This is a genomic window from Aureimonas sp. AU20 (genome assembly GCF_001442755.1).
Lineage (GTDB): Bacteria > Pseudomonadota > Alphaproteobacteria > Rhizobiales > Rhizobiaceae > Aureimonas.
In genome coordinates, this window is the sequence record NZ_CP006367.1 from 2,039,045 (window position 1) to 2,059,274 (window position 20,230).

Here is a 20,230-nt window from a genome sequence, read left to right on the forward strand (position 1 = left end):
ATTGTGCAATGCAATATGATTGAAGTTGATCGATTTGGTTGACAGGCTTCTCGCTTCGGCGGATGGTTCGCGCCGTCGCGACGGGCATCGCGATCGCCGGAGAGGAGGCCCCACCCATGACCATCACGCTTCTGGAAAACCGCTGGGACGACGCGAAGGCGGCCGGCATGAGCGAGCCCGAGCGGCTGCTCTATCGCTCCAACCTGCTGGGTTCCGACAAGCGAATCACCAATTACGGCGGCGGCAACACCTCGGCCAAGGTCGAAGAGCGCGACCCGCTGACGGGCGACACCGTCACGGTGCTTTGGGTCAAAGGCTCGGGCGGCGATGTCGGCACGATGAAGCTCGACGGCTTCGCGACGCTCTACCAGTCGAAGCTCGAACAGCTGCGCGGCCTCTACAAGGGTGAGGCGCAGGAGGACGAGATGGTGGGGCTGCTCAGCCACTGCACCTTCAACCTCAACCCGCGCGCCTCCTCGATCGACACGCCGCTGCACGCCTATCTTCCCTATGCCCATGTCGACCACATGCACCCTGACGCGGTGATCGCCATCGCCGCGACGGGGCGCTCGCGCGAGTTGACGCGGGAGATTTACGGCGAGGAGATCGGCTGGCTGCCCTGGCGCCGGCCCGGCTTCCAGCTCGGCCTCGACCTGTCGCGCTTTGCCTCCGAAAACCCCAAAGCCAAGGGCGTCGTGCTCGAAAGCCACGGGCTCTTTACCTGGGGCGATACGGCCAAGGACAGCTACGAGACGACGCTGCGCATCATCAATCGCGCCATCGAATGGTTCGACGGCAAGCTCACCGGCAAGCCGGCCTTCGGCGGCGAGAAGGTCGCCCCGCGCGAGGCGAGTGAGCGTCTGCGCGTCGCCGCGCGGCTGATGCCCGAAATTCGCGCCCGCATCGGCATCGAAGAGCGCAAGATCGGCCATTTCGACGATTCGCCCGCCGTGCTCGAATTCGTCGGCTCGCAGCGCTTGGAGGAACTGGCCGCGCTCGGCACGTCCTGCCCCGACCATTTCCTGCGCACGAAAATCCGCCCCCTCGTCCTGTCCTACGACGGCGATCTCGATGCCTTGGTCTCTAGCCTTGATGGGGCCGTCGACACCTATCGCGAGGGCTATCGTGCCTATTACGAGCGCTGCCGGCACGATAACAGCCCTGCCATTCGCGATCCCAACGCGGTGATCTATCTCGTGCCGGGCGTCGGCATGATTGCCTTCGCCAAGGACAAGGCGACCGCGCGCATCGCCTCGGAGTTCTACGTCAACGCCATCAACGTCATGCGCGGGGCATCCGGCGTCGATACCTATCAGGGTCTGCCCGAGCAGGAAGCCTTCGACATCGAATATTGGCTCTTGGAAGAGGCCAAGCTCCAGCGCATGCCCAAGCCCAAGTCGCTCGCCGGGCGCGTCGCATTCGTGACGGGCGGCGCCGGTGGCATCGGCCGCGCCACGGCCGAACGGCTGATGGGCGAGGGGGCTTGCGTGGTTCTCGCCGATATCGATGCCGGCGCGCTCGACCTGGCCAAGGCCGACTTCGCCAAGCGCTTCGGCGCCGATCAGGTGCGCGGAGTCCTGGCCAACGTGACGGACGAGAACGCCGTGGCCTCCGCCTTCGCTGAGGCCGTGACGGAGTTCGGCGGGCTGGACATTCTCGTCTCCAATGCCGGCATCGCCTCGGCCTCGCCGGTCGAGGACACGACGCTGGAGGTCTGGAACCGGAATATCGACATTCTGGCGACGGGCTATTTTCTCGTTTCGCGCGAGGCCTTCCGCTTGTTCCGGCGTCAGAAGCTCGGCGGCGCCATCGTCTTCATCGCCTCCAAGAACGGGCTCGCGGCCTCGGCCGGCGCCTCCGCCTATTGCACGGCGAAGGCGGCCGAGATCCACCTCGCCCGGTGCCTCGCGCTGGAGGGAGCGGATGCGGGCATTCGCGTGAACACGGTGAACCCCGACGCGGTGCTGCGCGGTTCCAAGATCTGGAACGGCGAATGGCGCGAGCAGCGCGCCGCCTCGTCCAAGATCGACGAGGCGCAGCTCGAGGAGCACTACCGCCAGCGCTCACTTCTGAAGCGCTCGGTCTTCCCCGAGGACATCGCGGAAGCCGTCTACTTCCTGTCGAGCGACCTGTCGGCCAAGTCCACGGGCAATATCGTTAACGTGGACGCGGGCAACCAGATCTCGTTCACACGCTGACGCAAACGGACAAGACGCATCCGGCGGTCGGAGGACGCCGCCGGATGCTTTCGCAACGGGGAGGACAGCGCATGGCTTCGCGCATCGATCGCGCCATTATCGACAAGAGCAACGAGACCCGCCGCCGGGCGCTCGACGAGGATTACGCCGCGCTTGGCGCGCGCCTCGACCGGCGCGGCATCTCCATCGACGAGGTGACGCGCAAGGTCTCGGCCTTCACGGTCGCCGTTCCCTCCTGGGGCGTCGGGACGGGCGGCACGCGCTTTGCCCGCTTCCCCGGCACCGGCGAGCCACGCGGCATTTTCGAGAAGCTGGACGACTGCGCGGTGATCAACGATCTCGGCCGCGCGACGCCGGCCGTCTCGCTCCACATTCCCTGGGACAAGCAGGACCCCGCCGATCTCCGCGCCAAGGCCGAGGAGCTGGGCCTCGGCTTCGACGCAATGAATTCTAATACGTTCCAGGATCATCCCGACGATCCGAACCAACCGCGCTCGTACAGATATGGTTCGCTGTCCCATACGGACGCGGCCGTACGACGACAAGCCGTCGAGCACAATTTAGAAACTGTAGGGATTGGCGAGGCGATCGGTTCCAAGGCTTTGACGGTGTGGATCGGCGACGGGTCCAACTTCCCCGGACAAAGCGATCTCGGTCGCGCTTTCGAGCGCTATCTCGGCGCGATGAAGGAGATCGTGTCCGGTCTACCTGCGGATTGGCGCATCTTTTCCGAGCACAAGATGTACGAGCCGGCCTTCTATTCCACGGTGGTGCAGGACTGGGGCACGAGCTATCTGACCGCCGTGGAGCTTGGCGAGAAGGCCTTCTGCCTCGTGGATCTCGGCCACCATGCGCCGAACGTGAACATCGAGCAGATCGTCTCGCGGCTCGTTCACACCGGCAAGCTCGGCGGCTTCCACTTCAACGATTCTAAATATGGCGACGACGATCTGGATGCGGGATCGATCGATCCGTTCCGCCTCTTCCTCGTCTTCAACGAACTGGTCGGGGCCGGCGCGCGGCTGGATGCCCTGCATCCATCCTACATGATCGACCAGTCGCACAACGTCACCGACCCGATCGAAAGCCTGATCCGCACGGCCGGGGAAATTCGCCGCGCCTATGCGCAGGCGCTTCTCGTGGATCGCGCGGCGCTCGCCGGCTTCCAGGACGAGAACGACGCCTTGATGGCCTCGGAAACGCTCAAGGACGGGTTCCGGCTCGATGTCGAACCCATCCTCGCCCGTGCACGACTGGAAGCCGGCGGCGCGATCGATCCGATCGCGGCCTATCGCGCCAGCGGTTATCGCGCCAAGGTCTCGGCCGAGCGCCCGGCGTCCCGGGGCTCCGGCGGCGGCATCGTCTAAGGGAGGAAGAGCATGACCGATCTTTATCGCACCGCGATCGACGAGCTGGCGGGCGCCGTTTCGCGGATCGACGACACGCAGGTCGATCAGGCCTGCCGCATGATCGCTGAGGCCCGGCATGTCTGCACCTATGCCGGCGGGCGCGAGGGGTTGCAGCTCAAGGGCTTCGCCATGCGCCTCTTCCATCTCGGACGCTCCGTGTCGGTAGTGGGCGACATGACCGTGCCACCGCTCGGGCCCGGCGACCTCTTTCTCGTCGTCTGCGGCCCCGGAGAGATCTCGACGTCAGTCGCCCTGATCGGCGTCGCCAAGGCGGCGGGTGCCAGGGTTCTCGTGGTGACCGCGCAGCCCATGGGCCGCGTGCCGGGCATGGCGGATTTCGTGCTGACAATCCCCGCCCAGACCATGGCGGACGATCAGGGAGAGACAGCCAGTTCCGTGCTGCCCATGGGCTCGCTCTTCGAGGGCGCGCTTTTCGTGCTCTTCGAGGTCATGGTGCTGAAGCTCAAGGGCCTGCTCCATGTCTCCAGCGAGACCATGCGCGGTCATCACACCAACATGGAATAGCCCCGCAAGCACCGGGCGGGAACCGAACCCGGCGGCCGTGGATTGTTCCTTTCAATTTGGCTTGAAAGGATGATATCCATGCCCCGGGGCGACAAGTCGAAATACACCGACAAGCAGGAGCGCAAGGCCGATCAGATCGCGGAGGGCTACGAGGCGCGCGGCGTTTCCGAGAAGGAAGCCGAACGCCGAGCCTGGGCGACGGTCAACAAGGAAAGCGGCGGGGGAAACAAAAGCGGCTCCGGCAGGGGCCATCCGGAAAATCACGACTCGTCCAAGAAGGGCGGCGAAAAGGGTGGCAAAGCTTCGGCTTCGCGCACCGCAGCCGAGCGTTCCGCCTCCGCCAAGAAGGCTGCCGAAACGCGCAAGCGAAACGCGGAGAAGGCCTCGCACGCCTCTCATTGACGATCGGTTTCGACTTCAAACTGCAGACACAAAAAAAGGGCGGCTAACGGGCCGCCCTTTTTCGTATAGGAATTTAGGCCTCAGCGAGCGGGCGTGGTGCTGTTCTCGCCAGCACTCGTGCCGGGAACCGGGTTGCTCGTGTCGCTCGGAACGGCGTTCGCATCCGTGCCGGTCACAGGCGGGCGAACTGGCTCGGTGCTGTCGATACCGGAGCCATTGCCGGGAACCGGAACTTTGCTGGCAGACTCCTTGGTATCGACGCTCGTTGCGTCCGTCGTGGTGGTCACCTTGCTAGCCGCACCGGCCGGCATCTTGCTTTCTTCGCCTGCACTCGTGCCCGGCACGGGATTGGTCGTCGTAGACGATTGGGCAAAGGCCGATCCGGCCAGGAGCAGCGTCAGCGAAGCGGCGGCGAAAAGGGTCTTCTTCATCCTGTCGGGCTCCAGTTCATCGGTGGGGTCGGAGCGTTCCTGCGCCGACTGTGACAAATAAACTCGTCGGCCCCGAAATGGTTGCGCCGGCGCCTTGCGGAAACGCTCAGGCTGACTGGCCGGACGCCCCTGTGTGCTCGGACATCGCGTACTCCAGCGTCCTGAGAAGGACGCGGCCGTCGCAGGGCTTGTTGCAGACCGCGACGCCGGGATAGCGCTTGGCCAGGATGCTCTGCTCGCCCTGGCCGGTGTGAAATACAAAGGGCACGTCGTTCGCGGCGAGATAGTCCGCCAGCGGGTACGACGTTTCGCCATGCAGGTTGAGATCGAGAACCACGGCGTCGAAGGCGCCGGATTTGGCGACACCCGTCGCCTGTCCCAGCGTGCTCGCGCAGGTCACCTCAGCGCCGGACTCTTCCAACTCGCATTCCAGATCCAGCGCGACCAGGAACTCGTCCTCGACCACGAGGACGCGTTTGCCCTGAAGACCGCCAGCATGCTGCATGTTCTACGCCCTTCCTGAATCCAGCCTGAGGAAAGGCCAGCTTCCATTCCGGCGATACGATGGGCCAAGGTGCTGATCGGAGCCCCATGCCCCGGCAACCTCCCGGTCCTTCGTATCGCGCCGCACCACATGATGAGCGGCGAAAGTTAATGTAGAAAGATTCCGGAGAGGGGAAGTTGTGAAATTGTCACGACGGCTCCCCATCGCCCGATCGCTCAAGCCAGAGCGGTTTGCGCGAGGCCTTTTCGCCACCGCGTCTCGAGAATCGCGAAGCGCGCGCTCATGAGAAGCGCGGCCACGAGCAGCCCCGCCGCGAGGCCCCACCAGACCCCGGTTCCGTTCCAGCCAAGGCCGAAGGCGAGGCCGTAGGCGATGGGCATTCCGACCAGCCAGTAGCTGGCGACCGCAATGAACATGGGAAGCCGCGTGTCCTTCATGCCGCGCAGGATGCCGCTGGCCGTGACTTGCAACGAATCGACGATCTGGAAGGCCGCGGCGACCGCCAGCAACGGCACGGCCGCGGCGAGAACGGCCTCCGCGTTCGGCAAGCTCATGTCGAGATAGAGGCCGATCAGAGCGGTCGGAATGGCCCAGAACAATGCGGCGGCGGTGCAGGAGATCACGCCTGCCACGATCAGCGACGTGCGCGCCGCGCGGGCGAGATTGGCCGCGTCGTGCCGGCCGAAGGCGGTGCCGACCCGCACCGTTGCGGCGCTGGCAAGACCCAGCGGGATCATGAACGAAATCGATGCGAGCTGCAGCGCGATGCCATGGGCGGCGAGTTCCAGCGTGCCGATCCAGCCCATCATGATGGACGCCGCGGTGAAGAGGCCGACCTCCGCCAGGATCGTCGCGCCGATCGGCCAGCCGAGCCGCAGCACCTCAAAGAACGCCGCCCAGTCCGGCGCGTAGAAGCGACGCCAGAGTTCGAAGACCTCGAGCCCGCGCGCGCGCCTCGTGTAGGCGACGAGAAGCAGGAGCGTGACGATGGACGTGCCGACCGAGGCGATGCCCGAACCGGTGAGCCCCAGCGCCGGGGCGCCTAAATGGCCGAAGATCAGGACATAGTTGAACAGGGCGTTGAGCCCGGCGCCGAGCAGCGTGATGCCCAGCACGACGCTCGGCCGCTCCAGCGCGCTGAGATAGGAGCGCAGCACGAAGGTGGAGAGATAGGGCAGCATCGACCATTGCAGCACCCGCACATAGGCGCCGGCCTCCGCCGCGATGCCGGGCTCCTGGCCGAGCGCTACGAGGATCGCCTCCGTGAACCAGAGGGGAACCATCACGAGGAGGCTGAACAGAGCCACGACCCACAGCCCCATGCGGACCGATCGGCGCACGGCCCGCGTGTCGCCATTGCCATGCGCGGCGGCGGCCAACGGCATGACGGCATAGGCGAAGCCCGAGCCGAACATCCAGAAGACGTAGAACGTTTGCGTCGCCAGTACGGCGGCGGCCAGTTCCGCCGCGCCGAGCTGGCCGATCATCACCGTGTTCGTGACGTTGATCGAGATTTGCGCGAGCTGCGCGCCGACCAGCGGCAGTCCGAGCGCGAAGGTCGCCTTCACATGCGTTCGCCACGACGCGAGCATGGGCTGGTAGAGGGCGACGGACTGCGGTTTCATCTCGGCTTGCCCGCTCTGGTCGAGGGATTGGATGGGTTGGTTACGGTGCCGGCCGGACCTTGTCCAGCGTCGCGCCCGAGACCGTCTTTCAGCCTCTTTTGCGGTGCAGCGACGAATTCTCCCTTGCCATCGGCGGAGCGGTGGTGCGTCTCATTGACAAGGATGGAACGGTTCGAAATAACGCAGACAATTGGCGCCGCGTTGGAGTGGGACACAGCGGTGCGAACTCGGCTACCTCCCGACCCAACGGATCGAACCGCGATGGCACTTCGACTTCTCCAGGTGAAACTCGGTGGCGCGCTGGCCGTCGTGGCAAGCGATGACGATGGCGCGGCCTATGTCGTTCCGGGATATGCCTCGGTCTACGATCTGGCGAACGCGGCCATCGGAAACGGCGCCACCCTGGCGGCCACGGTGAATGCCGCCGGACGAGGCGAGGCAGTGGATCTCGATGCCGCTCTGGCGGAAGGGCGCATCGGCCTGCCGATCCATCATGCCGACCCCGCGCATTTCATCGTAGCAGGGACGGGCCTTACGCATCTCGGCTCCGCCGACGGTCGCGACAAGATGCACAAGTCGGCGGCGGGCGAGCATGTCACCGATTCCATGAAGATGTTCCGGCTCGGCGTCGAGGGCGGCAAGCCGGCCGAGGGGCAGGTTGGGGCGCAGCCCGAATGGTTCTACAAGGGCGACGGCTCCTGCCTTGTCGGCCCCGGCGAGGCGCTGAGCTCGCCCGCCTTCGCGCTGGATGGCGGCGAGGAGCCCGAGCTTGCCGGCATCTACCTGATCGGCCCCGACGGCACGCCCTTCCGCCTCGGCTATTGCCTCGCCAACGAGTTCTCGGACCATGTGACCGAGCGCGGCAATTATCTCTGGCTCGCCCATTCCAAGCTGCGTCAGGCCTCGCTCGGCCCGGAGCTTCTGGTCGGCGAGTTGCCGGAAAGCGTCGAGGGCTCGTCGCGCATCCTGCGCGGAGAGGAAGTCGTGTTCGACAAGCCCTTCGTATCGGGCGAGGCGAACATGTCGCATTCGATCCGCAATCTCGAGCATCACCATTTCAAGTACGACCTGTTCCGCCGCCCTGGCGACCTGCACGTGCATTTCTTCGGCACGGCGACGCTCTCCGTCACCGACGGCGTGAAGACGCAGGACGGCGACCGGTTCGAGATCCAAGCGCGGCCCTTCCGCCTGCCGCTGGTCAACACGCTTGCCACGGCGGCCGAGACGTCGGTGTCGGTCAAGGCGCTCTGAGGGCCGATCAATGAAGCTTCGCACCGCCATTGTCGGCCTCGGCAAGATCGCCCGCGACCAGCACGTTCCCTCGATCGCCAAGGTCGAGGGCGTCGATCTCGTCGCCATCGCCAGCCGCAACGCCTCGATCGACGGCCTGCCGTCTTTCCCCGATGTCGACGCGCTGCTCGACGGCATGGGCTCCGAGATCGATGCCGTGTCGCTTTGCACCCCGCCGCAGGGCCGCAACGCCCAGGCCGAGGCCGCGCTGCGGGCCGGTAAGCATGTGATGCTGGAAAAGCCGCCGGGTGCGACGGTCAGCGAGATCGCGCCGCTCGTCTCCCTCGCCAAGCAGAAGGGTGTCACGCTGTTTGCCACCTGGCATTCGCGCGAGGCTTCGGCCGTGGCGCCGGCGCGCGCCTTTTTGGCGGACGCCGAAATCCGCTCGGTGCATGTCGAGTGGAAGGAAAACGTCCGCAAGTGGCACCCGAACCAGGACTGGATCTGGCAGCCCGGCGGCCTCGGCGTCTTCGATCCCGGCATCAACGCGCTGTCGATCGTGACCGCCATCCTGCCGCGCCCGATGTTTCTCCTGCGTTCGGACCTGTCCTTTCCCGAGAACCGCGCCGCGCCGATCGCCGCCGATCTCGAGTTCACCGATGCGGTCGGCACGCCGATCCGCGCCGAGTTCGACTGGCGCGAGACCGGCGGCGAAACCTGGAACATTCATGTCGAGACCGACATGGGCCGCCTCAGCCTGCGCGAAGGCGGCAAGAAGCTCTTCATCGACGACGCCCCGCAGGTGGACGAGGCGGATGCCGAATATGTCGGTCTCTACCGGCGCTTCGTGGAACTGACCAAGACCGGCGCGCTCGACGTCGACCTGTCGCCGCTTCAACACGTGGCGGACGCTTTCCTGCTCGGCCGCCGTCACGGCGTCGAAGCCTTCATCGAGGATTGAGCTCATGGCGGATGCGGTGTCTCGCGCGCCCTTCGGCGTGCTTGCCTCGGGCGAGACGGTCGAGATCGTCACGCTGCGGGCGGGCGGGCTGGAAGCGCGCGTCCTGACCTTTGGCGCGACGCTGCAGGCTCTGCACGTGCCGGATCGCGGCGGGACGATGGGCGACATCGTGATCGGCCATGACGATCTGGCCGGCTATGTCGAGCATCGCAGCTTCTTCGGCGCCACGATCGGCCGTTATGCCAACCGCATCGCCAAGGGGCGCTTCGATCTGGACGGCCACACCGTCGAAATTGCGCCGAACGACGGCGCCAACGCGCTGCATGGCGGCGCGGATGGGTTCGACCAGCGCGTCTGGCGGATCGAGGCGCTGGGTAACGAGGCCGATCCCTTCGTCACCTTCGCGCGGCAAAGCGCGGACGGCGAGGCCGGCTTCCCCGGCACGCTCGACACCCGCGTGACCTACCGGCTCCGCGCGGGTGAACTGGAACTCGACTTCGAGGCGGTGAGCGATCGCCCGACCGTCGTGAACCTCACCAACCACGCCTATTTCAACCTCGGCGGCGCCATCGAGCAAGCGAGCGTTCTCTCGCATCGCCTGCGCATCGCGGCCGAGACCTATCTGCCGATCGATGGCGGCTCTATTCCCGAGGGCGGTCCCGCGCCTGTCGAGGGCACGCCCTTCGACTTCCGGGCGCCGGCCGAGATCGGCGCGCGCGTTCGCGACGCCTCGCACCCGCAGATCCTGCGCGGCCGGGGATACGACCACAATTTCTGCCTCGATGGTGGGAAGATGGACGCGCCGCGCTTTGCCGCGCGGGTCGAGGACGAGGCGAGCGGCCGGGCGATGGAACTCTGGACCGACCAGCCGGGCGTCCAGTTCTATTCCGGCAATTTCCTCAACGGCACGGTGGCGGGCAAGAACGGACGCGCCTATCGCATGGGCGACGCTTTCTGCCTGGAGCCGCAACTCTATCCCGACACGCCGAACCGGCCCGACTTTCCGACGGCGCGTCTCGATGCGGGGGCGACCTACCGCCACCGCTCCATCTTCAAATTTTCGACGATCTGACCGATCGGCCGCCTGCGCCAGCGGAGCGGCCAGGGGCAAGGACCCCCAAGGGGAGAAGACCCAATGAGCACCGAACTCACCAGCCCGAACGGCAACGCCGCCCATGGCCGCGCGCACACCAAGCTGCGCTCGCGCGCCTGGTTCGACAATCCCGCCAATGCGGACATGACCGCGCTCTATCTCGAGCGCTACATGAATTTCGGGCTCAGCCAGGAAGAACTCCAGTCCGGCCGGCCTATCATTGGCATCGCGCAGACGGGCTCCGATCTCTCGCCCTGCAACCGCCATCATCTGGAACTGGCCAACCGCCTGCGCGAGGGCATTCGCGAAGCGGGCGGCATCGCCATCGAGTTTCCGGTTCATCCGATCCAAGAAACCGGCAAGCGGCCGACCGCCGGCCTCGACCGCAATCTAGCCTATCTCGGCCTCGTCGAGATCCTGTACGGCTATCCGCTCGACGGCGTCGTGCTCACCATCGGTTGCGACAAGACCACGCCCGCCTGCCTCATGGCGGCGGCGACCGTGAACATTCCCGCGATCGCCCTCTCGGTCGGCCCTATGCTGAATGGCTGGTTCCGCGGTCAGCGCACCGGCTCTGGCACCATCGTCTGGAAGGCCCGCGAGCTGATGGCCAAGGGCGAGATCGACTATGCCGGCTTCGTGAAGCTCGTCGCCTCCTCGGCGCCCTCCACCGGCTACTGCAACACGATGGGCACGGCGACGACGATGAACTCGCTGGCCGAGGCCCTGGGCATGCAGCTGCCGGGCTCGGCGGCGATCCCCGCGCCTTATCGTGACCGGCAGGAAGTCTCCTATCGCACGGGCCTTCGCATCGTCGACATGGTGCGCGAAGACCTGAAGCCCTCCGATATCCTGACGCGCGAAGCCTTCATCAACGCCATCCGCGTCAACTCCGCGATCGGCGGCTCCACCAACGCGCCTATCCACCTCAACGCGCTGGCCCGCCATATCGGCGTCGAGCTGTCGATCGACGACTGGCAGGAGTTCGGCGAGGAAATTCCGCTGCTCGTCAACCTGCAGCCGGCCGGCGAGTATCTCGGCGAGGACTATTACCATGCCGGCGGCGTGCCGGCCGTAGTGAACCAGCTGATGACGCAGGGGCTCATTCACGAGGGCGCCATCACCGCGAACGGCCGCACGATCGGCGACAATTGCCGTGGCGCGATCATCGAAGACGAAAACGTCATCCGCCCCTACGACAAGCCGCTGAAGGACAAGGCCGGCTTCCTCGTCCTGAAGGGCAATCTCTTCTCGTCCGCGATCATGAAGACCTCGGTGATCTCGCCGGAGTTCCGCGACCGTTACCTCGTCAACCCGGAAGACCCGAACGCCTTCGAGGGCCGGGCGGTGGTGTTCGACGGGCCGGAAGACTACCACCACCGAATCGACGATCCCGCGCTCGGGATCGACGCGCACACGATCCTCTTCATGCGCGGCGCCGGCCCGATCGGCTACCCCGGCGCGGCCGAGGTCGTGAACATGCGGGCGCCTGACTATCTCATCAAGCAGGGCGTCACCTCGCTCGCTTGCATCGGCGACGGTCGTCAGTCCGGCACCTCGGGCTCGCCGTCCATCCTCAACGCTTCGCCGGAAGCAGCGGCGGGCGGCAATCTCGCCGTGTTGAAGACAGGCGACCGGGTGCGCATCGATCTCGGTCGAGGTTCTGCCAATATCCTCATCTCCGACGAGGAGCTGGCCGAGCGCCGCGCGGCGCTGAAGGCCGAGGGCGGCTACAAGTATCCCGAGCACCAGACTCCCTGGCAGGAAATCCAGCGCACGCTGGTCGGCCAAATGGAGACTGGCGCCGTGCTCGAAAACGCGGTCCAGTACCAGCGCCTCGCGCAGACGCGCGGCGTGCCGCGCGACAACCACTAAGGCGCGGGCACTAAGATACGACCTCAATCAAGGTCAGGAAAGGAGCGCGGCTTGAGCGACGTTGCGATCGAGATTCTGTCGGACCATAGGTGCCATCTGGGCGAAGGTCCGTCCTATGACGGGCGGACCGACACGGCCTGGTGGTTCGACATTCTCGAACGCAAGCTGTTCGAAGCGCGCATCGCCGATCGCTCGGTCCGCGTGCACGACCTGCCGTCGATGGGCAGCGTGCTCGCGCCGATCGACGACGCTCGCCAGCTCGTGGCGACGGCCGACGGGCTGTTCGTACGCGATGTCGCGAGCGGACGCATGGAGCTGCACACCGCGCTCGAGTCCGACAATGCCGGAACGCGGTCGAACGACGGCCGCGTCCACCCGGCGGGCGCGCTCTGGATCGGCACGATGGGCCGCAAGGCGGAAGAAGGCGTCGGCTCGATCTACTGGTTTCGGGATGGCGAACTGCGCCGTCTTTATTCCGACATCACAATCCCGAACGGCATCTGCTTCTCGCCGGACGGGCGCACGGGCTATTTCACCGACACGCATGTCGGTCTTCTCCACCGCGTTCCGCTGGACCCCGACACCGGCCTGCCGATCGGCCAGCCATCCGTGCTCTACGATCATCGCGGCGGCGAGGGCGGCTTAGACGGCGCGGTGGTGGACGCGGACGGACGCATTTGGAGCGCGCGCTGGGGTGCCTCCTCAATCGACGTCTACTCGCCGGAAGGCGATCGAATCCGCACGATTCGCGTGCCCGCGACCCGGCCGAGCTGCCCCGCCTTCGTCGGCGCCGATCTCGACCGTCTCCTGGTAACCACGGCGCAGGAAGGCATGAGCGAGGCCGAGAGGCTGGCCGATCCGCAGTCGGGCAAGACCCTGCTTCTCGACGTGCATGCGCGCGGCATTCCCGATCCGCGCGTTCGGATTACCGCGCCATGATGCCGACCTATGCGGCCATCGACTGGGGCACGACCTCCTTTCGCGCCTGGGCGATGGACGGGGAGGGGCGCGTTCTTGCCGAGACCCGCGCCAAGGACGGGCTGACCACCGCTAGCGAGCGCGGCTTCGAAACCGTCCTGGAAACGCATCTTTCCCAGCTCGGCCTCGGCACTGACGCGCCGGCGGTTCTTTGCGGGATGGTCGGCTCACGCGCCGGCTGGCTTGAAGCGGCCTATCTCGAAACACCGCTGGAACTCGGCGATCTCGGCTCCCGCGCCGTCAAGGTGCCCGGCCTCGCACGCGATGTCTTCATCCTGCCCGGTCTCGCGCAGCGCGCTGCCTGGGAGCCGGACGTGATGCGCGGCGAGGAAACGCAGCTTCTCGGCGTCGTCGCCGAAGGCTATCGCAGCGGTCTCGTCTGCATGCCGGGCACCCATTCCAAATGGGTGTCGCTGTCGGACGGCGTGATCGAATCCTTTTCCACTTTCATGACCGGCGAATTGTTCCGGCTCCTGCGCACGCACTCCATCTTGCGGCAGGCGGTGGAAGGCGAGGCGGCTGTGGGTGCCACGCCCGCCTTTCTCGACGGCGTGCGCCGTGCCTTCGAGGCGCCTGCGCTGGCGACCAACATGCTCTTCTCGATTCGCGCCGGGTGGCTCCTGCATGGCACGGCGCCGGCCGAGCAGGCGGCGCGCCTGTCCGGCCTTCTTCTCGGCCTGGAACTGGCCGGCGCGGCCGAGCGGCACGGCTCATTGAAGGGGGCCGCGCTGCTGGCCTCCGGTCCGATCGCCGATCTCTATGCGGCCGCCTTCGAGGCCGTGGGCTTTGGAGCGTTCCGGCATCTCGACGCGGACGCCTGCGTCCGGCATGGCCTCGCGCAGGCCGCCCGATCCCTTTTTGCAGCGGAGAGCTGATCCCATGTCTTCGACCCGCGTTCCCTGGCCGCAGTTCCGCCGCTCGCTCGTCGCCATTCTGCGCGGTATCCGGCCGGAGGAGGCCGAGTCCGTCGTGTCGGAGCTGATCGAGGCGGGCTTCGAGGCAATCGAAATCCCGTTGAACTCGCCCGACGCCTTTCGCTCGATCGAAACAGCCGTGCGCCTCGGGTCGGACCGACACTGGATCGGGGCGGGCACCGTTCTTTCGGTGGAGAATGTCGATCGGCTGGCCGATGTCGGAGGACGTCTTCTGGTTTCGCCCAATGTCGACTCCGGCGTTCTGCGCAGGGCCGGCGAGCATGGCATGCTGACCATGCCTGGCGTCTTCACGCCCACCGAGGCGTTCCAAGCGCTCGCCGCCGGCGCCTCGGCACTGAAGTTCTTTCCCGCCAGCGTCCTTGGCCCGGCCGGCGTCTCCGCTATCCGCGCGGTGCTGCCGAAGGATTGCGAAGTCGGCGTGGTTGGCGGCGTGTCGGAGAAGGATTTCGAGGCCTTTTCGAAGGTCGGCGTGCGCTCCTTCGGCCTCGGTTCGTCGCTCTACAAGCCGGGAATGACCTCACAAGAAATACGTGTGCGCGCCGACGAGACCGTCTTGCTCTACGACCGAATATTCGGTTTAGGATAAATCAGACGGCTGGAAGAATTCCATTGTCGCTGAATTGACGATGGTTTAATCGTCAGACAATTCGATTTCGGGTGAGGAGAGACACCCGAGTCGGGTCACGCAGCGCGGGCATGACCCGCGGTTCCGGGGAAGGGCTGTCAGCCCGGCCTCGTTCGGGAGGGCTGAATGAAGATTTTGAAGACACTCTTGGTTGCGGCGTCGCTTGGTGCGATCGCTCTGGCGAGCGCCGCGTCCGCGCAGGACAAGGGCACGGTCGGCGTTTCGATGCCCGACAAGTCCGTCGCGCGCTGGATCGCGGACGGCGCCAACATGGTGAAGACGTTGAAGGACAAGGGCTACGCGGCCGACCTTCAATATGCCGAGGACGACGTCTCGACCCAGCTCTCGCAGATCGAGAACATGGTCACCAAGGGCGCCAAGGTTCTGGTGATCGCACCGGTCGACGGCACCACCATGACCGACATTCTCAAGCGCGCCCATGCGGACGGCATCAAGGTGATCGCCTACGATCGTCTGATCCGCAATTCGCCCGATGTCGACTACTACGCGACCTTCGACAATTTCCAGGTTGGCGTCTATCAGGCCAATTCGATCGTCGACGCGCTCGGTCTGAAGGACGGCAAGGGTCCGTTCAACATCGAGCTCTTCGGTGGCTCGCCGGACGACAACAACGCCTACTTCTTCTATGACGGCGCGATGAGCGTCCTGAAGCCTTATATCGACCAGGGCAAGCTCGTGATCCCGTCGGGCCAGACCGGCATGAACACGGTCGGCACCCTGCGTTGGGACGCTTCCACCGCGCAGTCGCGCATGGATAATCTCCTGTCGGCCCATTACACCGACAAGACTGTCGACGCCGTGCTGGCTCCCAACGACGTTCTCGCCATCGGCATTATCTCGTCGCTGAAGGGCGTAGGCTACGGTTCGGGCGGCAAGAAGATGCCGGTCATCACCGGCCAGGACGCCGAGCTGCCTTCGGTGAAGGCGATCCTCGCAGGCGACCAGACCTCGACCATCTTCAAGGACACGCGCGATCTCGCGAAGGTCACGGTCGACATGGTCGACGCCATGGCCGCCGGCAAGGAAGTCACGGTCAATGACACCAAGACCTACAACAACGGCGAGAAGATCGTTCCGGCCGAACTCCTGAAGCCGATCCTCGTCACCAAGGACAATGTCCAGAAGGTTCTGATCGACAGCGGCTACTACAAGGCCGACCAGATCAAGTAATCCATAAGGGCGGCGCCGGCAGAAACCCCGCGCCGCCGATCTTCGCCCGATCGGGTTCTCCTCACGGAGCGTGATTGGAGAAGGGAAGGCGAGCCCCTAAGCGGCTCGCGTCCGGCTGGAAATACGACTGTCTCCTGCCCTTTGTCCGGGAGTGCCGCGATGGCCGCGGATCGGACCGGGGTCACGCAGGACGGGGACGGTCGCGTAATCGCAGGCGAGGGATGCCCGTCTTGCGTCATCAAAGGGGAGAAGCATGAAGTCTCTGAAGATCCTGGCGGCGGGCGTCGCCCTCGGCCTCACGCTGATGTCGGGCGCCTTCGCGCAGGAAAAGGGCACCGTCGGCATCGCCATGCCCACCAAGTCCTCCACGCGTTGGATCGCCGACGGCGACAACATGGTGAAGGTGCTTCAGGAGCGCGGCTACAAGACCGATCTCCAGTACGCCGAAGACGACATCCCGACCCAGCTCTCGCAGATCGAGAACATGGTCACCAAGGGCGCCAAGGTGCTGGTGATCGCCTCGATCGACGGCACCACGCTGACCGACGTCCTGCAGCAGGCCGCCGACAGCGGTATCAAGGTCATCGCCTATGACCGCCTGATCCGCAATTCCGGCAATGTCGACTATTACGCGACCTTCGACAATTTCCAGGTGGGCGTTCTCCAGGCGTCCTCCATCGTCGACGGTCTCGGCCTGAAGGACGGCAAGGGCCCCTTCAACATCGAGCTCTTCGGCGGTTCGCCGGACGACAACAACGCCTTCTTCTTCTACAACGGCGCGATGAGCGTGCTTCAGCCCTATATCGACCAGGGCAAGCTCGTGATCCCGTCGGGCCAGAAAGGCATGGAGACGGTCGGCACGCTGCGTTGGGACCCCTCGGTCGCCCAGGCTCGCATGGACAACCTCCTGTCGGCCTACTACACCGACAAGAATGTCGATGCGGTTCTCTCGCCTTATGACGGCCTGTCGATCGGCATCATCTCGTCGCTCAAAGGCGTCGGCTATGGTTCCGGCAACAAAAAGATGCCGGTGATCTCCGGTCAGGACGCCGAGCTTCCGTCCGTGAAGTCCATCGTCGCGGGCGAGCAGACCTCGACGATCTTCAAGGACACGCGCGAACTCGCCAAGGTCACGGTCGACATGGTCGATGCCATGGCCGCCGGCAAGGAAGTCACCGTCAACGACAGCAAGACCTACGAGAACGGCGTCAAGGTCGTTCCGTCCTACCTCCTGAAGCCCGTCCTCGTGACGAAGGACAATGTGAAGCAGGCGCTGGTCGACAGCGGCTATTACACGGCTGACCAGGTCAAGTAACATCAGCATCGGGCAGGGCGAAGGCGGACCCTTCGCCCCTCCAGACATAACAGGGCCGGCCTCCTTCCAGGGGGATCCGGCCCGCCAGTTTCGAGGTCGCCGATGGCTCCCATTCTAGAAATGCGCGGCATCACCAAGACGTTTCCGGGCGTGAAAGCGCTGGACAACGTCAATCTTTCGGTCGAGGCCGGCGAAATCCATGCCATCTGCGGCGAGAACGGCGCGGGCAAGTCGACCCTCATGAAGGTCCTGTCGGGTGTCTACCCGCATGGCACCTACGAGGGCGACATCCACTTCGAGAACGAAGTGCGGTCCTTCAAGGACATTTCCGATTCCGAGAAGCTCGGCATCATCATCATTCACCAAGAGCTGGCGCTCGTGCCGCTCCTGTCGATCGCCGAGAACATGTTTCTCGGCAACGAGATGGCCCGCTGGGGCGTGATCGACTGGGACGCCGCGCATGCCCGCACGCGTGAGCTGCTGGCTCAGGTCGGCCTGCGCGAATCCCCGATGGCGCTGATCAAGGATCTCGGCATCGGTAAGCAGCAGCTGGTCGAGATCGCCAAGGCGCTGGCCAAGAAGGTGCGCCTTCTGATCCTGGACGAGCCGACCGCCAGCTTGAACGAAAGCGACAGCCAGGCGCTGCTCGACCTGCTTCTGGAATTCAAGAAGCAGGGCATGTCGTCCATCATCATCTCGCACAAGCTGAATGAGATCGCCCGCGTCGCCGACCGCATCACGGTCATTCGCGACGGGACGACGGTCTCGACCATCGACTGCGTTGCCGAGCCGATCTCGGAAGACCGCATCATCCGCGACATGGTCGGCCGCTCGCTGGAGGATCGCTATCCCAAGCGCGAGCCCAAGATCGGCGAGATGCTGTTCGAGGTGAAGGACTGGAACGCCTATCACCATCTCAATTCCAGCCGGCAGGTGCTCAAGAACGTCTCGCTGAACGTACGGCGGGGTGAGATCGTCGGCATCGCCGGTCTAATGGGCGCCGGGCGCACCGAACTCGCAATGAGCGTCTTTGGCCGTTCATACGGGCGCAACGTCTCGGGCGAAGTGCGCATGGGCGGCAAGGTGGTGGACGTGTCCACGATCAACCGCGCGATCGACGCCGGCATCGCCTATGTCACCGAGGACCGGAAGCATCTCGGCCTGATCCTCGACGACGACATCAAGCAGAACATCTCGCTGGCCAATCTCGACGGCATCAGCCAGGGCGGCGTGATCGACCCGCACAAGGAGCAGGAGGTGGCGGAGACCTATCGCCGCCAGCTCAAGATCCGCTCCTCCGGCATCCTGCAGAAGACGCTGAACCTCTCGGGCGGCAACCAGCAGAAGGTCGTCCTGTCGAAGTGGCTCTTCTCAAACCCCGATCTTCTGATCTTGGACGAGCCGACGCGCGGCATCGACGTCGGCGCCAAGTTCGAAATCTACTCGATCATCAACAAGCTGGCGGATGAGGGGAAGGCCGTTCTCATGATCTCGTCGGAAATGCCGGAACTCCTCGGCATGTGCGACCGAATCTACGTGATGAACGAAGGCCGGATCGTCGCAGAAATGACGGCGGCCGACGCCTCCCAGGAAAATATCATGCGTGCCATCATCCGCTCCGGAGCACAAACCCATGAGCATTAAGACCGTCGACGAGACCGAGCGGAGCGGAGGCAAGGGCGCCTCCTGGGGCTTCCTCAGCGGCCACATCCGCGAATACGGAATGCTGATGGCGCTCGTCGTCATCATGGCCTTCTTCCAGTTCATGACGGGCGGCGTTCTCATGCGCCCGCTGAACCTCACCAACCTCATCTTGCAGAACAGCTACATCGTCATCATGGCGATCGGCATGCTGCTCATCATCATCACCGGCCATATCGACCTGTCGGTCGGCTCGGTGGCCGGCTTCATCGGCGGCCTCGGCGCCGTGCTCATGGTGAACTACGGGTTCAACGGGCTGACGGCCGCGGGCATCGGTCTGCTCGTCGGCGCTGTGATCGGCGCCGCGCAGGGCTATCTCGTCGCCTATTTCAAGGTGCCGTCCTTCATCGTCACTCTAGCGGGCATGCTCGTCTTCCGCGGCCTGACGCTGAAGGTGCTGGGCTCGGCCTCGATCGGCCCGTTCCCGGAAAGCTTCCAGAAGCTGTCGAAGGGCTTCATCCCCGACTTCCTCGCCGGGACCGCCGGCCTGCACATGACAACGCTCCTGATCGGCGCGGTCGCGACGGCTGTGCTCGTCATCCTCTCCATGCGCAAGCGCGCCAAGCAGGCCAAGGCCGGTCATCTCGACGAGCCGATGGCGCTGTTTGCCGGCCGCAACATCTTCATTGCCGCCGCGATCATGCTCATCACCTATCTGATGGCATCCTATAACGGCTTCCCGAACGTCCTGATCGTCATGGCGCTGCTGATCGCGGTCTATGGATTCATGACGACGCGCACCACGGCGGGCCGCCGCATCTACGCCGTCGGCGGCAACGAGAAGGCCGCCAAGCTTTCGGGCATCCGCACCGAACGTCTGACCTTCTTCACCTTCGTCAACATGGGCGTCCTGGCCGCACTGGCCGGCCTGATCTTCGCCGCCCGCTTGAACTCGGCAACCCCGAAGGCCGGCGTCGGCTTCGAACTGGACGTTATCGCGGCCTGCTTCATCGGCGGCGCGTCGGCCTATGGCGGCGTCGGTAAGGTGATGGGCGCGGTGGTCGGCGCCTTCATCATGGGCGTCATGAACAACGGCATGTCGATCATGGGCATCGGAATCGATGACCAGCAGGTCATCAAGGGCCTCGTGCTTTTGGCCGCCGTCTGCTTCGACGTCTACAACCGCAACAAGGCCTGATCTCCGCCAGCAGGTGAGTGGCAGACATCGAAAGGCGCCGGGAGCGATCCCGGCGCCTTTCTTTTGCGCGTTGCCCTTTGTGACCCCAACTTT

The 20,230-nt window shown here is 65.0% G+C and carries 18 protein-coding genes; 15 read left to right on the plus strand and 3 right to left on the minus strand.

Annotated features, from left to right (window positions below; translation table 11 throughout):
- The first annotated feature begins 116 nt into the window (after positions 1-116).
- The 4 genes from M673_RS08985 (at position 117) to M673_RS09000 (ending at position 4,534) form a co-directional block, all read left to right on the plus strand.
- Positions 117-2,198: a bifunctional rhamnulose-1-phosphate aldolase/short-chain dehydrogenase gene (locus M673_RS08985; RefSeq protein ID WP_061977757.1), complete on the plus strand. Its 2,082-nt coding sequence runs from the start codon at positions 117-119 to the stop codon at positions 2,196-2,198.
- 71 nt (positions 2,199-2,269) lie between these two features.
- Positions 2,270-3,565, plus strand: coding sequence for an L-rhamnose catabolism isomerase (gene rhaI, locus M673_RS08990; protein WP_061975473.1), 1,296 nt, complete (start codon positions 2,270-2,272; stop codon positions 3,563-3,565).
- Between the two features lie 12 nt (positions 3,566-3,577).
- Positions 3,578-4,132, plus strand: coding sequence for an SIS domain-containing protein (locus M673_RS08995; RefSeq protein ID WP_061975475.1), 555 nt, complete (start codon positions 3,578-3,580; stop codon positions 4,130-4,132).
- A gap of 78 nt (positions 4,133-4,210) precedes the next feature.
- On the plus strand, positions 4,211-4,534 hold the full coding sequence (locus M673_RS09000) for a hypothetical protein (RefSeq protein ID WP_061975477.1): 324 nt from the start codon (positions 4,211-4,213) through the stop codon (positions 4,532-4,534).
- Between the two features lie 80 nt (positions 4,535-4,614).
- Here the strand turns inward: M673_RS09000 and M673_RS09005 are convergent, their stop codons facing one another.
- From M673_RS09005 to M673_RS09015, 3 genes are all read right to left on the minus strand, one after another.
- A complete protein-coding gene (locus M673_RS09005; protein ID WP_061975479.1) occupies positions 4,615-4,965 on the minus strand; it encodes a hypothetical protein in 351 nt (116 codons plus the stop codon).
- Between the two features lie 106 nt (positions 4,966-5,071).
- Complete coding sequence (locus M673_RS09010) at positions 5,072-5,470, minus strand: response regulator (protein WP_061975481.1); 399 nt, start codon at positions 5,468-5,470, stop codon at positions 5,072-5,074.
- A 215-nt stretch (positions 5,471-5,685) separates the two neighbouring features.
- Positions 5,686-7,095 (minus strand): MATE family efflux transporter, encoded by a 1,410-nt coding sequence (locus tag M673_RS09015; RefSeq protein WP_082639276.1) that lies wholly within the window; start codon positions 7,093-7,095, stop codon positions 5,686-5,688.
- A 261-nt stretch (positions 7,096-7,356) separates the two neighbouring features.
- Here M673_RS09015 and araD1 point away from each other — a divergent pair, with 261 nt between their 5' ends.
- From araD1 to mmsB, 11 genes are all read left to right on the plus strand, one after another.
- Positions 7,357-8,346 (plus strand): AraD1 family protein, encoded by a 990-nt coding sequence (araD1, locus tag M673_RS09020; RefSeq protein ID WP_061975483.1) that lies wholly within the window; start codon positions 7,357-7,359, stop codon positions 8,344-8,346.
- Between the two features lie 10 nt (positions 8,347-8,356).
- On the plus strand, positions 8,357-9,286 hold the full coding sequence (locus tag M673_RS09025; RefSeq protein WP_061975485.1) for a Gfo/Idh/MocA family protein: 930 nt from the start codon (positions 8,357-8,359) through the stop codon (positions 9,284-9,286).
- A 4-nt stretch (positions 9,287-9,290) separates the two neighbouring features.
- The gene (locus M673_RS09030) at positions 9,291-10,358 is read left to right on the plus strand and encodes an aldose epimerase family protein (RefSeq protein WP_061975487.1); all 1,068 of its coding nucleotides are present in this window, start codon (positions 9,291-9,293) and stop codon (positions 10,356-10,358) included.
- 63 nt (positions 10,359-10,421) lie between these two features.
- Positions 10,422-12,254: an IlvD/Edd family dehydratase gene (locus tag M673_RS09035; RefSeq protein WP_061975489.1), complete on the plus strand. Its 1,833-nt coding sequence runs from the start codon at positions 10,422-10,424 to the stop codon at positions 12,252-12,254.
- Between the two features lie 51 nt (positions 12,255-12,305).
- Positions 12,306-13,193: an SMP-30/gluconolactonase/LRE family protein gene (locus tag M673_RS09040; RefSeq protein WP_061975491.1), complete on the plus strand. Its 888-nt coding sequence runs from the start codon at positions 12,306-12,308 to the stop codon at positions 13,191-13,193.
- Positions 13,190-14,107, plus strand: coding sequence for a 2-dehydro-3-deoxygalactonokinase (locus tag M673_RS09045; protein WP_374755542.1), 918 nt, complete (start codon positions 13,190-13,192; stop codon positions 14,105-14,107). The genes M673_RS09040 and M673_RS09045 overlap by 4 nt, the downstream gene beginning before the upstream one ends.
- 4 nt (positions 14,108-14,111) lie before the next feature.
- A complete protein-coding gene (locus M673_RS09050; RefSeq protein ID WP_061975493.1) occupies positions 14,112-14,753 on the plus strand; it encodes a 2-dehydro-3-deoxy-6-phosphogalactonate aldolase in 642 nt (213 codons plus the stop codon).
- A gap of 165 nt (positions 14,754-14,918) precedes the next feature.
- On the plus strand, positions 14,919-15,983 hold the full coding sequence (chvE, locus tag M673_RS09055) for a multiple monosaccharide ABC transporter substrate-binding protein (RefSeq protein ID WP_061975495.1): 1,065 nt from the start codon (positions 14,919-14,921) through the stop codon (positions 15,981-15,983).
- A 253-nt stretch (positions 15,984-16,236) separates the two neighbouring features.
- On the plus strand, positions 16,237-17,298 hold the full coding sequence (chvE, locus tag M673_RS09060) for a multiple monosaccharide ABC transporter substrate-binding protein (protein WP_061975497.1): 1,062 nt from the start codon (positions 16,237-16,239) through the stop codon (positions 17,296-17,298).
- Between the two features lie 102 nt (positions 17,299-17,400).
- Positions 17,401-18,942 (plus strand): multiple monosaccharide ABC transporter ATP-binding protein, encoded by a 1,542-nt coding sequence (gene mmsA / locus M673_RS09065; protein ID WP_061975499.1) that lies wholly within the window; start codon positions 17,401-17,403, stop codon positions 18,940-18,942.
- The gene (gene mmsB / locus M673_RS09070) at positions 18,932-20,137 is read left to right on the plus strand and encodes a multiple monosaccharide ABC transporter permease (RefSeq protein ID WP_061975501.1); all 1,206 of its coding nucleotides are present in this window, start codon (positions 18,932-18,934) and stop codon (positions 20,135-20,137) included. The genes mmsA and mmsB overlap by 11 nt, the downstream gene beginning before the upstream one ends.
- Positions 20,138-20,230: the final 93 nt, after the last annotated feature.